Consider the following 14,324-nt stretch of genomic DNA (forward strand, 5'->3'; position numbering starts at 1 on the left):
TCAAGCGTTCTATGGAAGTACGGTGCCAGAGTGAACGGAACCCTCACCGCAATAACATAAACGCCATACCTTACGCTGCACTCCTCCAGCCCCCTACAGGCAGCACCACAATCAATACGCCGCCACCTCCCTCGCCATCTCCCGGGAGTACTGCTGGCTGGCGTTCACCAGCATCCGCGTATAGTCCGACTCGGCTGCATCATTCACCAGCGCATCGGTGGTGAGGGTTTCGAGGATCTTCCCGTACTGCATCACCGCCACCTTCTGGCACAGATGCGCAATCACCCCGAGATCGTGGGTCACCATCAGATAGGTGAGCTTCGACTCCTTTTGCAGATCCCCCAGCAGATTGAGGATCTCCGCCTGCACCGAGACATCCAGCGCCGAGGTGGGCTCATCGAGCAACAGCACCTGGGGTTCGAGGATCAGCGCTCTGGCAATCGCCACGCGCTGGCGCTGGCCGCCCGACAGCTGATGGGGATAGCGGTCGCGGAAGGCGCGGTTCAGCCCCACCTTATCCAGCCAGGCGTTGATGCGCTGGTCGCGCTGGGGCAGACCGTGAATGTGCAGCGGCTCTTCGAGAATATCGCCGATGGTGTGCCGCGGATGCAGCGACCCGTAAGGGTCCTGAAACACCATCTGCACCAGCCGGCAGCGCTCCCGGCCAATGCGGTGCTCAAGCGGCGTGCCGTTGATGGCCAGCTCCCCCTGCCAGTGGGTAAACAGCCCGGCCAGGCATTTCAGCACCGTGGTTTTCCCGGAGCCGGACTCCCCCACCAGCCCGAAAATTTCCCCCTGCTGCACCGCGAAATCGACGTCGTACAGCACCTGGTTGCGCTTCTCCCCTTCCCCGAAGGCCAGGTTGAGGTTACGAACTTCAATCATATTTCCCATGGTCGCTCCCTAGTCATTCATCCAGCTGGCCTGGCGTTGCAGTACCGGCAGGTGCTCCCGGCGGTGATGAATATCCGGTAGCGCGTTAATCAGCCCTTGGGTATAGGGGTGCTGCGCCTTATCCAGGTCGCGGGCGGCAATGGACTCCACCACGCGCCCGGCGTACATCACCAGCACCCGGTCGCAGAAGCTGCGCACCAGATTGATATCGTGGCTGATAAAGATCAGCCCCAGCCCGCGCTCGCGCACCAGGTCATCGAGCAGGCCGAGCACCTGCAGGCGCACCGACACATCCAGCGCCGAGGTCGGTTCATCGGCGATCACCAGTTCCGGGTCGGTGATAAGCATCATGGCAATCATGATGCGCTGCCCCTGACCGCCGGAGATCTCATGGGGATAGAGCTGATAAACCCGCTCCGGCTGGCGGATGCGCACCACGTTGAGCATCTCCATCACCTTCGCTTTCGCCTCGGCTTTTTTACCGGGGTGATGGGTGAGCCAGGCTTCGGCAATCTGGTCCCCGACGCACACCACCGGGTTCAGCGAGTATTTCGGGTCCTGCATGATCATCGAGATACGCTTCCCGCGAATGCCGCGCATCTGCGCCTCGCTGACGGCCCGGAGGTCGACGTCGCCAAACTGCATGCGCGTCGCGGTAATACGCGCCTTTTTCGGGTGCAGGCGCAGCAGCGCGCGCCCGACGGTGGATTTCCCGGAACCGGATTCGCCAACGATGGCGAGCTTCTCACGCCCGAGTTCGAAGGAGACGCCGCGCACCGCGTTGGTCACCGCGCGTCCGTTGATAAAGTCGACGTGCAGGTCGCGCACGTCGAGCAGCGGCGCACTATTCACTGCGAGGATCGAGGATGTCACGTAGGCCGTCTCCTAAGAAGTTGAACGCCAGGCTGTTGATCAAAATCGCCAGCCCCGGAATGGTCACCACCCACCAGCACTCCATCATGTAGGTGCGGCCGCTGGAGATCATCGCTCCCCACTCCGGCTGCGGTGGCTGCGCGCCGAGGCCGAGAAAGCCCAGCCCGGCGGCGGTGAGAATAATGCCCGCCATGTTCATGGTGATGCGGATAATCACCGACGGCAGGCAGAGCGGTACGATATGACGCCACAGCACCCGCGCCGAGGAGGCGCCCTGCAGCCGCACCGCCGAGATAAAGTCGGCCTGGCGCAGCGACAGGGTTTCGGCACGCGCCAGACGCGCAATCGGCGGCCAGGCGGTGATGGCGATGGCGATCACCACGTGCTCCAGCCCCGGCCCGAGGGCGGCGACGAACGCCAGCGCCAGCACCAGGCTCGGGAAGGAGATGAAGATATCGGTGACGCGCATCAGCACGGTGTCAATCTTGCCGCCGAAGTAGCCTGCGGTAACGCCGAGCAGCAGCCCAAGCGGCCCGACGGTTATCGACACCAGCAGCACGATGTAGAGCGTGATGCGCGAGCCGTACACCAGGCGGCTGAAGATATCGCGCCCGAACTCGTCGGTGCCGAACCAGTGCGTGGCATCCGGCGGTTGCAGGGCGTTGTTGAGATCCTGCACCAGCGGATGGTAGGGCGCGATCCACGGGGCAAAGACCGCCACGATGAGCAGCAGCAGAACAATGCCGCCGCCGATGGCGGTCAGCGGGTTGCGCGCCATGCGGCCCAGAAAACCAAACGAGCGGGTGGCCATGCGGCGCAGTCGCTGGCGGCGTTCGCCCGCCGCCACGCGCACCGGAGAATCGAGGGATACCGTCATGATTTCGTCCTCGGGTCAAAGAATTGATACAGCATGTCGGAGAGCAGGTTGAGCATCACGAAGATCACCCCCACCAGCAGTACGCAGCCCATCACCGCGTTCATGTCGCCCAGCAGCAGGCTGCCGGTGAGGTAGGAGCCAAAGCCGGGCCACGAAAAGACGGTTTCAATCAGCACCGCCCCCTCCAGCAGCGAGCCGTAGGCCAGCGCTACCACGGTCAGCAGCTGCACCAGAATATTGCGGAACGCGTGGTTCCAGATCACCTGTCGCTCGGTCAGCCCCTTCACCCGGGCGGTGATGATGAACTCCTGGGAGAGCTGGGCCAGCATAAAGCTGCGCGTCATGCGGCTGATGTACGCCAGGGAGTGGAAGCCAAGCAGCGACGCCGGGAGCACCAGATGGTTGATGGCGTTCCAGAACACCGTGCCGTTACCCGCCAGCAGCGCATCCACGGTCATTAACCCGGTACGACGCGGCACCACGCCGTCAAGGCCAAGATCCAGCCGCCCGGCGCCGCCCACCCAGCCAAGCCAGGCGTAAAACAGCAGCAGCCCCATCATCCCGACCCAGAAAATAGGGGTGGAGTAGCCGGCCAGGCTGATGATGCGCACCACGTAATCCGCCACGCTGTTGCGCCGCGCCGCGGCCAGCACGCCGAGCGGAATCCCGAGGCCGGCACCCACGATAATCGCCATGGTTGCCAGCTCAAGGGTGGCCGGGAAGACGCGGATGATGTCATCCATCACCGGTTTACCGGTGAGCAGCGCATTGCCGAGATCGCCATGCAGCAGCGCGTTCAGGTAGATCCAGAACTGGGTCAGCAGGGATTTATCAAACCCAAGCTGCTGGTACACCTGGTCATAGGTGCTCTGATCGGCATCCGGCCCGACAATCGCCAGCACCGGGTCGATGGGCATGACGCGGCCAATAAAGAAGGTCAGCAGCAGCAGACCGAACAGCGTGACCGCGACCTGCATCAGCCGTTTTGAGAAGCGTCGGGCGCGGGAGCCCGGGGCGAGAATGGCGGTGGTCATCCTTTGTCTCCTCCTGCATCAGCGGGCTGCTTGTAGACCTCGCGCAGCCAGGTGGTGGCCGACGGATGCGGCTGGTAGTGTTTCACCTCGTTACGCACCACCACTGAATCCACCATCTGCGACAGCGGGATCATGGCCGGGATCAGCTGGTCGTAGCGCGTCTGCACTGCCTGGTAGAGGGCCACCTGCCTGGTCGGGTCCTGTTCCAGCAGCGCGTTATCAATCATCTTATTCAGCGGGGCGTCGTAGAAGCTGGTGCGCCAGCCCTGGAAATTGGTCAGCCGCGCCTGGTCGCTGTTGTCAGGGTTGTACACCAGCGCGCGCAGGCTGGAGTGCGGATGCGGCTCCACGCCGCTGCCACCGCGCCCCACCAGCATGTCGAACTTACGCTCGCGCATCGCGCCGTAGATCTGGTTCCCGGTGCCGGTGATGATTTTGGCGTTAATCCCGCCCTGCATCAGGGTGGACTGCACCGCAATGGCGATATTCATAAACGGCTGATCCGCCAGCACGCGCAGCGTGGTATCAAACCCGTTCGGGTAGCCCGCTTCCGCCAGCAGCTTTTTCGCACGCGGGATATCCAGCCGGTAGCCGGGGTCCGGCAGCGTGGCCGCCATGCCGGACTGAATCGGCCGCTGGTGCAGTACGCCGTAGCCCGGCATCAGCGCCTTGTTGATGCCCTGATAGTCGATCAGGTAACGCACCGCTTCGCGCACTTTCGGGTTGGCGAAGTGCGCCTCCTTCATGCTCATTGCCACGTAGTAGATGGTGCCCTTTTTCACCGCGTCCACCGTGACGTTCGGGTCGTCGCGCAGGGCGTTAACGTCGGACACCGCCATATTGCTGGCCACGTCCAGATCGCCTTTGGCAATCATCAGGCGCAGGGTCTGGGACTCCTGAAAATGACGCAGCACCACGCGGTCAAGCTTCGGTGCGCCGCGCCAGTAGGTCGGGTTACGCTTCAGGCGCAGCACGTCCTTGGCCTGCCACACCTCCAGGGTGAACGGCCCGGACCCGGCAGCATGGGTGGTCAGCCAGCGGTTGCCCCAGTCGTTGTTCACCTCGTGGGTCTGCACCGTTTTGCGGTCCAGCACCCCGAGATTGCCGAGCGCCGCCAGGGAGTAAACGACCAGTTTCGGGTCGTTGGGCTTAGGCAGACGCAGCGTCACGGTGTACGCGTCCGGGGCAGCGATCTGCTGGTCGATATTGGTTTTGCTGAAGCCGTAGGATTTCCACACCGAGGCCTGAGCAAGGTTCAGGTGCAGCAGGCGACGCATCGACCACACCACATCCTCGGCGGTCAACGGGTTGCCGGAGTGGAAGGTCACGTCCTTGCGCAGATGAAAGGTGATGGTGCTGCGGTCCGGGCTGATATCCCAGGATTCGGCCAGCGCCGGACGCACGTTGGTCAGCCGGTTGGGGTCCAGCTCCACCAGCGAATCGTAGAGATTCACCACGATGCCAACCACTTCGTTGCCGGTCATCGCCGCCGGGTCGAGGGTAAGCAGGTTGTTCATGTTCATGCCCATGATGAGCTGGTCGGGCGGGGTTTTCGCCTGCGCCACACCGCTCCCCATCATGAGCGAGAGCGTCAGCAGGCACGCCCCCGCAACGGAGAATGTTTTCATCGCTATACCGCCGTGTAGGGTAAACCCCGTCTTCGCCGCAGCGAATCGGGGTTGAGGTTTTTATGGGTCAGTCGTGGCTGAGGGTATTGGCGTCGATATACGCAAAGTTAATGTCTTCCCCGAGGCCCGGACGCGTGGGCAGATGCACCATGCCGTCGCTGTCCATCGGATCAACGATGCTGTTGAGGTAGGCCGCCGGTTCGTCGTAGTCGAGGAACGGGTGCAGCAGGCCGCGCTCGTACCAGCGGCAGTTGCGGATCGCCCCCACCACCGCCAGGCTTGCGGCGCCGTTGCCGTGTACTTCACAGTCCATGCCGAACGCTTCGGCCAGATGCGCCACCTTCAGGGTCGGGGCAATGCCGCCCACGCCGTTGGCCCCGGCGCGCAGAATGTCGCAGGCGCCCGCCTTCACCCAGTCGGCGCGGCTGTGGTGTTTTCCACCGAGGCTTTCCGGCCCGATCACCGGAATCGACAGGTTCTCCGCCAGCCAGGCGTAAGAGGACATGCTCTCCTCCTCCATCGGCTCCTCGAACCAGGCGAAGTTGAGTTTTTCCAGCTCCTTGCCGATGTACAGGGCTTCGGTGCGGCTGTACCAGTGGTAGCCGTCAATCATCAGGTCGATATCCGGTCCCACCGCTTCGCGAACCGCCGCGCAGGCCTTAACGTCCATTTTCGGGTTCGGCGCAAAGGCCACCGGCGGCATCCAGGTGTGCAGCTTGATGGCTTTATAGCCGCGCGCCACTAACGTTTCGGCAAACTGGGCGTACTCGTCCGGCGTCGACAGCCCGCCCTTGAGTTCGTCCCCGCACATGGTGCTGCCGTAAGCGGGCACCCGGTCGCGGTAGCCGCCGATAAGCTTCCACACCGGCAGATTGAGTTTGCGTCCCGCCAGATCCCACAGCGCCTGCTCCACGAACGACAGCGCGCGCTCGGTCAGCTGATGGGCGCTCCCGCGCTGCCAGTGCACCAGATCCTGCCAGATGCGCTCCCGGTCAAAGGCGTCCTGGCCCACCAGCACTTTGCGGAAAAAGGCATTGACCACAAAGGGGCGCACCACTTCCGGCGGCGCGAAGGAATAGCCTTTGCTGCCGTCTTCGGCGGTGATGGTCAGCATCGCCATCTTTGCGAGGCTCTCCTCGCCGGGGTGAGAGTGGCCCGCGCTGTCCGAGACGCGGCGCGTGGGATAAGTAAAGACGGTGACGTTCACTGATTCGATCTTCATTACGGGTCCTTAACGACAACAGAGAGAGCAGGTCAGGCCGTTACCTGATAGCGCAATACATTTCCGTAACAGCTGAACAACTACGGTGGGCAAGGTATATATTTTGAAAAAGCGTTTCAGAACTAAATCTAAGCACAAAAAGTATTCGTTGCCTCGGACAAAGCGCGTGAATGAAACACCGTTTTTCGGGCATATGCACAGCGGGGAGTGAGCCTTTTCACAAAAGGGAGGCTAACTGTGAAGGCGATCGGTTTGTTAAAAAAGGGGAAAAACGCCTCCGCAGAGGCGTAAGGGGATCAAGCGATGGTGATGCTGTTATCGAGATAGACATCCTGTACGGCGTTAATTAGCTTCACGCCGTCGGCCATCGATTTTTTGAACGCTTTACGGCCGAGGATCAGGCCCATGCCGCCGGCACGCTTGTTGATGACCGCCGTGCGTACCGCGTCGCCCATGTCGGTGTCGCCGCCGTCTGCGCCGCCGGAGTTGATAAGGCCGGCGCGGCCCATGTAGCAGTTGGCCAGCTGGTAGCGCACCAGGTCGATGGGGTTATCGCTGGTGAGTTTGCTGTAGACCCGCTCGTCGGTATAGCCGAACTTCAGCGCGGTGTAGCCGCCGTTGTTTTCCGCCATTTTCTGCTTCACTATATCGGCCCCAATGGTGGCGGCCAGGTGGTTGGCCTGCCCGGTCAGGTCGGCGGAGGCATGATAGTCCACGCCGTCTTTCTTGAAGGCGCTGTTACGCAGGTAGGCCCACAGCACCGTCACCATACCCAGCTCGTGGGCGCGCTCGAAGGCGGCGGCGATCTCCTCAATCTGGCGGCGCGACTGCTCGGAACCGAAGTAAATGGTCGCCCCGACCGCCACCGCGCCCATGTTGAACGCCTGCTCTACGCTGGCGTACAGCGTCTGGTCGTACTGGGTCGGATAGCTCAGCGTCTCGTTATGGTTGATCTTCACCAGGAACGGAATGCGGTGCGCGTAACGGCGGGCCACCGAGGCCAGCACCCCGTAGGTCGAGGCCACACAGTTGCAGCCTGACTCTAGCGCCAGCTCCACGATGTTTTTGGGATCGAAGTACATGGGGTTGGCGGCGAACGACGCGCCTGCCGAGTGTTCCACCCCCTGATCCACAGGCAGAATAGAGAGATAGCCTGTCCCTGCCAGCCGCCCGGTGTTGTACAGCGTCTGCATATTGCGCAGCACGGCCGGTGGGCGGTTGTTATCCACCATGACGCGATCGACGTAGTCATGGCCCGGTAAATAAAGCTGCTCTGCTGGAATCGTCATACAGCGATGCTGTAACAGGCTGTCGGCATCTTTGCCCAGCAACTGCACGATATCTGTCATAATAAGCTCCCGAAAGTTACGCCTTGCATGATGCGCGGCGAACATGGATTGTCCTCGCCCGTGACATTACGGGCACAGGTAATCCTGGCCCTGACCATGCAGAAATACCATCCACCTGCGCATTTTTTGGCCCTTTTCACTGTCAGGTTGCCTTAACGCCCTGTAATGAGGGGCTCAACGGGAAACGGGAAAGGGTTGTCCGCCGCGACACACTGCGGCGGAGCGGGATCGGGGAAAGAAGAGCTTAACCGGCCCGGGCTATGTCGGGCTGCACCGCTTCAGGACGCGGTACGGCGGCGTGATGCATATGCACATCCATCTGCGGGAACGGCATGTCGATACCGTGCTCGTCGAGGGCGTTTTTAATATTTTCCATCAGATCGAAATAGACGTCCCAGTAGGCCGCGTTTTCAGTCCAGACCCGCACCACGAAGTTCAGCGACGAGGGCGCGAACTCATTCAGCCGGATGGTGTGACCTTTGCTGTGAATAATGCGCGGGTCGCTTTTCACCACCGCGTCGAGCACCTGTTTCACCTCGGCAATCGCCGACCGGTAGGAGACGCCGACGGTAATATCCACGCGCCGCTGGCTCTGGCGGGAGTAGTTAATAATCTCACCGGCGATGATTTTGCCGTTGGGGATAATTACCATTTTATTATCTGAGGTGCGCAGGGTGGTGGAGAAAATATGCACTTCCTCAATGACCCCGGCGACGGACCCGACGCTGGCGTACTCTCCTGCGCGCACCGGACGCAGCGTTACCAGCAGCACCCCGGCGGCGAAGTTCGCCAGGGAGCCCTGGAGCGCCAGGCCAATCGCCAGCCCGGCGGCACCGATAATGGCAATGATCGAGGAGGTTTCCACCCCGATACGCCCCAGCGCGGCGATAAGCGCAAAGGCCAGCAAGGCATAGCGCAGCAGCGTGGTGCAGAACTGGGTAATGGTTTTATCGACGTTGCGCTTCAGCAATAGCTGCTTGAATCCACCGCTGGTGACGCGCGAAATAAATACGCCTACGGAAAAAATAATTAACGCGCCAATAAGATTAAACGCGCCCTGAATTATCGCCGCCTGATTATTAACGACCCAGTGCAGCAAATGGCGAATGCCGGGAAAGGCAATAATATCCATATATCAACTCCCTGTTTGTTTGAGCGCTACAGGGTAATCAGGCGCAGGATGCCAGGCAATTATAAGCCGCTCAATATTTGTAACAATCTGTCGCAATAATAACCCAAACAAATAATAAATTTAATTCGATATTAAATTTATATTGATTAACGCGCTTATTCGCCATTCCGCCGAAACATTATCTCTGTGCCCTGCCAGCAATACGGCTGGCAGGGTTCCCTGTTTATTTGCTTCCGGGCGCTTACCACCAGGCGTGGAAGTGATGCACCGGCCCGATACCTGCGCCCACCTCCAGCGTATCGGCCTTAGCCAGGGCCTGGGTCAGATAGTGCTTCGCGGCCGCCACGGTGCTCTCCCAGTCGTGATGGCGCGGACGCAGCGCAGCGAGCGCCGCGGAGAGTGTGCATCCGGTACCGTGCGTATTGCGGGTCACGATGCGCGGCGTGGTAAAGCGGACTTCCCGGTCGCGGGTAATCAGCCAGTCCGGGCTTTCCTCATCATCCAGATGCCCGCCCTTCATCAGCACCGCCCCGCAGCCATACTCCAGCAGCGCCCTGCCCTGCCTCAGCATCTCCTGCTCGCTGTCGGCAGGCCGGGTGTCCAGCAGCGCGGCCGCTTCGGGAAGATTGGGAGTGATAAGCGCGACCTGCGGCAGAAGCAGCCTGCGCAGGCTTTCTACCGCATCGGGCATCAGCAGCGGATCGCCGCTTTTCGCCAGCATCACGGTGTCGAGCACCACGTGAGTGATGCCTGCGCGCTGCAGGCGGCCAGCCACGGTTTCAACGATGGCGGCGTTGTCCAGCATGCCGATTTTTACCGCGTCGATGCGCACATCGCTCAGCACCGAATCGATCTGCTCCCCGACAAACCCCGGCTCAAGGTGATACACCGACTGCACGCCGCGGGTGTTCTGTGCCACCAGCGCGGTAATCACCGAGGTGCCGTACGCCGCCAGCGCCGAGAAGGTTTTCAGATCCGCCTGGATACCGGCCCCACCGCTCGGATCGGTACCGGCAATGGTCAGGGCGTTAATGCGCGTCATGCTGCCACCTCCCGATGCAAACCATACAGCGCATCGAGAAACGCGCTGGCAAAGCTCCCCGGCCCCGTCGCGCGCGACATGGCCTGTGAACCAGCGCGCTTCATGATCCAGCAGGCGCCCGCCACGTTCTTCAGTCGGTCGCCGGGCAAGGCGCAGCAGGCGGCCACTACCGCCGAGAGCGCGCAGCCGGTGCCCACTACCCGGGTCATCAGCGCATCCCCGCCGCTTACCGCCAGAGTATGGGTGCCGTCGGTGATGTAATCCACCTCTCCCGTGACGGCCACCACCGCGCCGCTTTGCCGCGCCAGCGCGACGGCCGCGTTCAGCGCGTCGTGTACGCTGTCGGTGGTATCGACCCCGCGCCCGCCGGTGCTTTCCCCAGCGAGGGCGCGGATTTCCGAGGCGTTACCGCGAATCGCCGCCGGGCTGAGCGCGACGATCTCGTGGGCGAAATCGGTGCGCAGACTGAGCGCGCCGACCGCCACCGGGTCGAGCGTCCAGGGCGTGGCGTGCTGGCGTGCGCTGTGGATCGCCGCCCGCATCGCCTCGCGCTGAGGGTGCGTCAGGGTACCGAGATTGATCAGCAGCGCATCGGCCACGGCGCTGAACTGCGCGGCCTCGTCGGGATCGACCACCATCGCGGGCGACGCGTTGAGCGCCAGCAGCACGTTAGCGGTAAAGGTTGTCACCACGTCATTGGTCAGGCAGTGCACCAGCGGTGAGCGGGTGTGGAGGTGGTCGAGTACGCGCAGGGCAACGGCGTCACTCAGCAGGTCAGGTTGCATAGCAGGCTCCTGTCCGGCGCGAAGAAGGGATACCGGACAGGCATCTGACTTCCCTACGCTGGCATTATCCAGATCAGGTGGTACGGGTATTTCTCAGCCTTCAACGAAGAAGGGCACCCCGAGTCATTTACTACAAATTAGCTTACTTTCTGGAAGCTTAGGGGAAGTGACTTGCTGTTGCAAGGTCGTCTATCCGGTTATCGCTTCTTCACGCAGTACCCCACCTCGTACCTCAGTTTGTACCCCACTACATTCACAACCATTGATCAAATACCGACCAATAAAACCAGTGTTATCACCTATGAGTTAAGTAAACGAAGTCACTTGAGTAGCATAAAATTACGCTAATGATGCAGCCCGCCGTACTGCGTGTGGGGGATGCCGTCGCGTTACGTTTCGACGAAGCGATCAATGGTGAGATTGACATTGAAGAACAGAAGACACGAAGATTTGCATCTACAGCAATGCCAACTTTACGGAGACGGTGACGATCGGACCGTCCGAACAGTGCAAATACACCAGAACATTTGAGGAGGAGTATCTCCTTTACCTGTTGTTACGAAAAGCAGTTTTACTTAAGTCTAATACTTGTTGCGCAGGTGGTCATTGTTTATAAAATGACCGCTGTGATTATTTCAATAACACGTAGAGGGACTTATGGCGACAGGCATTGTGCTTTGTCAGGGTGACAGAACAACATGCGGAGGCAGAATCATTGTGGGCTCCGCTTTAGGTATTGCTTTTGGTAAACCGATAGCGAAAGAAGGCGACCTCGTAACCTGCGGCAAAGATGGCAAGAAATACAAGATTATTGGCGGGATCTCGATTATTAGGGATGGCGAAGATAACAGACGTGTAGCGGGTTCGCTTGATAGCTACAGCTCATGCCCCTGCAAGGCAAAAATACTTCCCTCTAACGCTTACCCTATGTATGAGCAGGGAGAACCACGGACCTTTGGAAACGCGGGCTTAGCATCAGCAGCTCCACTTCCCGTTTCAGTCGTGCCAAACGTTTATTCAGAATCTGAGCCAGAACAACACGCCCAGACAGCGAAGAAGAAAACTGGCATTGACGCAGGTTTTGCCGTTCTCCCCTATGGCGGCACTACAGAAGCGTGGCAACGTCTGCTATTCACTGGAAACCCGCCAGCAGGAGCCAAGAAGCTATTCTCTACGCTGAACGGTGCAGACGAAAGGTATAAGGCCGGTTCGATTATGCTTCTGGTTGATCCTGAGAAGCAGGACGACGAACAGATTGCCCACATGAAAGCAGCTAAACAGCGCATTGATACAGCACTGGAACCGCTGACGCATGAAGAGGCTAACTTACTGCATAAGCACTATGCAACCATAGCTAATTTCACCAGCTACGCTGATACAGGGATTGGTCTTGCTGCTGATCCTGTTGGAAAATACTTTGAGAGCATTGAAAAAATACTCAAGGAGATCCAAGAGACGTATAAAAACACCTACATAACACGCGGTGCATTAATTGGTGAACAATTTTATGTCCGACGTAGCCAGTTGTTTAAAGAGCTTAAATCCATACTCAAAGTCAACTTCCTGAATAAGACTATGAAATTCGGAGAGTATACCAAAATAAAAAATGCACTCGGCCTGTCCAGCAGTTCTATTACCCACAAATGGAATGAAACGGGGATCAGTGACATTGAAGGTTATGCTACCCACATCGAACGGGCAGCTAAATACGTAAAAGCCATGCGTTACACTGGTTATTTAGGCATTGGTTTTAGCGGACTCCATTCTCTTAACGAAATCCATGAGGCATGTTCTGTTGGTCGCGAAGCTGAGTGTACCAAGAAAAAGTATACTGAGATTGGTAGCTTTTCTGTAGGTACGGGGGTTGGTGTTGCTGGTGGCTATTTAGCAATACCTCTTTGTATCGCTATCGGTATTGGTGCTGCTGGTGTCGGAGGGCTTGCTTGCTCTGTGATCGCTGGGGCTGGTTTAGGCTATGTCGGTAGTAGTGCAGGTGGCGCATTCGGTGAATGGGGTGGAGAACAGCTGTATGAAATTTTCGGTAATTAATTTTATAATTATGCATCGAAACTCGATTGGATTGGTATTGTGTCTGTGCCTAATACTTACGGGTATTATTTCAATTATTTACGATCGTATTTCGAAAAATAAATTCATTACTCTCTGTTCGCTATTTGTTGAAAAATTTGGAGCAAGGCCAGTTGAGGTTTTAATTTATCAGGACGGGGGGTTCTTTTTCTCGTTTATGCGTGATGCATTCTTTATTAAAGCATTATACTTTAAAGAAAACTCATTCCATACGCGAGGAATGGATAATGAACAAATTCGATTCATTAAAGAACTTCCTAATCAGTACACCGATTGGTTACGTGTAAAAGTGCGCCTTTCCATCGTCAGTATTATTTTTCTATTCATGATGTTATCAGTATTTTATTTGCCATCATTTATTTAACGAAAATAAACTAAATAGCCAAGCGCAGAACTTGGCTATTTTATTCACTCCCAATCAATACCATCTGACCTGCCCCCAGTACCAGGTACCACCATCAGTAAGTAATGTCGGTTTGTTTACCTTCACATTTCCCATTCCGCCACCGTGCTGCAAACTCTGATGACGTCTGATAATTCAGTGCCGAATGTGGACGATACTCGTTATAATCCTGCCGCCAGTCATTAACGATTTTCCTGGCGTGAACGATATCGCTGAACCAGTGCTCATTCAGACATTCATCGCGAAATCGTCCGTTAACGCTCTCAATAAATCCATGCTGCGTTGGCTTGCCCGGCTGGATTAAGCGCAACTCAACACCAGGCTCAAAGCCCATTGTTCAAGTGCGCGGCAGGTAAACTCCGGCCTCTGGTCAGTTCTTATCGCCAAAACGTATTCGTTCGAGTGCCAGTTCTGTGATACGCCCTGATAAATGTGCATCAGCCGCTGGACGCTGAGCCTCATAGCGCCAGGTCGACAGGGACAGACCTGCCCGACGTTGCGACAGACCGGTCGCATTACACATAAACTCAACGGCTTCCCGCTTCTGGTCTGTCGTCAGTACTTTCGCCCCAGAGCCACCTGAAGGGCCTCCTCATCCAGCATGGCTTCGGCAGGCAGCTTATTAAGTCTGGTGTTCTCTTCCTCAAGCGGCTTCAGGCGCTTAACCTCGGGCACCTCCATACCGTCACACTTCTTGCGCCAGCTATGAAAGATGGCGTCGGAAATGGCGTGCTTACGGCACAGCTCACGGGCAGAAACCCCGGCTTCAGCCTCGCGGAGAATACAGATGCTCTGTTCGTCGGAAAAACGCTTCTTCATAGGGATGTCTTCGTGTGGCTTATGAAGACATTACTAACATCGGTATGTATTAATCAGTGGGGAGCAGGTCAACTATTCTCTGAATCTTCATCGTTCCTGTGTTCCCTTCCCGTTATCACTACATCTGGCTGACGGATGGTATTAATACTAACACCAGACACGATTTAACTTAAGACGC

11 protein-coding genes, 1 pseudogene and 1 riboswitch are annotated in these 14,324 nt (G+C 58.1%); of the genes and pseudogenes, 1 reads left to right on the forward strand and 11 read right to left on the reverse strand.

The annotated features are described in order from the left end of the window. Positions 1-111: 111 nt before the first annotated feature. From DW58_RS10075 to thiM, 10 genes are all read right to left on the reverse strand, one after another. Entirely contained in the window at positions 112-885 is a 774-nt protein-coding gene (locus DW58_RS10075) for an ABC transporter ATP-binding protein (RefSeq protein ID WP_024547720.1), read from the reverse strand. Positions 886-903: 18 nt separating this feature from the next. After that, a complete protein-coding gene (locus tag DW58_RS10080) occupies positions 904-1,767 on the reverse strand; it encodes an ABC transporter ATP-binding protein (protein WP_035885583.1) in 864 nt (287 codons plus the stop codon). Further along, positions 1,739-2,644, reverse strand: coding sequence for an ABC transporter permease (locus DW58_RS10085; protein WP_024547718.1), 906 nt, complete (start codon positions 2,642-2,644; stop codon positions 1,739-1,741). The genes DW58_RS10080 and DW58_RS10085 overlap by 29 nt, the downstream gene beginning before the upstream one ends. Next, complete coding sequence (locus DW58_RS10090) at positions 2,641-3,678, reverse strand: ABC transporter permease (RefSeq protein WP_024547717.1); 1,038 nt, start codon at positions 3,676-3,678, stop codon at positions 2,641-2,643. The genes DW58_RS10085 and DW58_RS10090 overlap by 4 nt, the downstream gene beginning before the upstream one ends. Continuing rightward, positions 3,675-5,306, reverse strand: a complete 1,632-nt coding sequence (locus tag DW58_RS10095) for an ABC transporter substrate-binding protein (protein WP_024547716.1) — start codon at positions 5,304-5,306, stop codon at positions 3,675-3,677. Before DW58_RS10095 ends, DW58_RS10090 begins: the two co-directional genes overlap by 4 nt. 67 nt (positions 5,307-5,373) lie before the next feature. Continuing rightward, a complete protein-coding gene (locus tag DW58_RS10100) occupies positions 5,374-6,528 on the reverse strand; it encodes a mandelate racemase family protein (protein ID WP_024547715.1) in 1,155 nt (384 codons plus the stop codon). Positions 6,529-6,824: 296 nt separating this feature from the next. Next, positions 6,825-7,877 (reverse strand): class I fructose-bisphosphate aldolase, encoded by a 1,053-nt coding sequence (gene fbaB / locus DW58_RS10105; protein WP_024547714.1) that lies wholly within the window; start codon positions 7,875-7,877, stop codon positions 6,825-6,827. Positions 7,878-8,121: 244 nt separating this feature from the next. Continuing rightward, positions 8,122-9,009, reverse strand: a complete 888-nt coding sequence (gene mscS / locus DW58_RS10110; RefSeq protein WP_024547713.1) for a small-conductance mechanosensitive channel MscS — start codon at positions 9,007-9,009, stop codon at positions 8,122-8,124. Positions 9,010-9,250: 241 nt separating this feature from the next. Continuing rightward, positions 9,251-10,051, reverse strand: a complete 801-nt coding sequence (thiD, locus tag DW58_RS10115) for a bifunctional hydroxymethylpyrimidine kinase/phosphomethylpyrimidine kinase (protein ID WP_024547712.1) — start codon at positions 10,049-10,051, stop codon at positions 9,251-9,253. Then, entirely contained in the window at positions 10,048-10,836 is a 789-nt protein-coding gene (thiM, locus tag DW58_RS10120; protein ID WP_024547711.1) for a hydroxyethylthiazole kinase, read from the reverse strand. Before thiM ends, thiD begins: the two co-directional genes overlap by 4 nt. Positions 10,837-10,869: 33 nt before the next feature. Beyond that, positions 10,870-10,967: riboswitch (TPP riboswitch) on the reverse strand. A 526-nt stretch (positions 10,968-11,493) separates the two neighbouring features. On the opposite strand from thiM, the gene DW58_RS10125 reads away from it, so the two are divergent. Continuing rightward, positions 11,494-12,885, forward strand: a complete 1,392-nt coding sequence (locus DW58_RS10125) for a PAAR domain-containing protein (protein ID WP_024547710.1) — start codon at positions 11,494-11,496, stop codon at positions 12,883-12,885. Between the two features lie 497 nt (positions 12,886-13,382). Here DW58_RS10125 and DW58_RS20905 read toward each other — a convergent pair. Then, positions 13,383-14,146: pseudogene (locus DW58_RS20905) on the reverse strand (integrase core domain-containing protein). Positions 14,147-14,324 lie beyond the last annotated feature (178 nt).

This window comes from Siccibacter turicensis LMG 23730, from assembly GCF_000463155.2.
In the GTDB taxonomy this organism is placed as follows: domain Bacteria; phylum Pseudomonadota; class Gammaproteobacteria; order Enterobacterales; family Enterobacteriaceae; genus Siccibacter; species Siccibacter turicensis.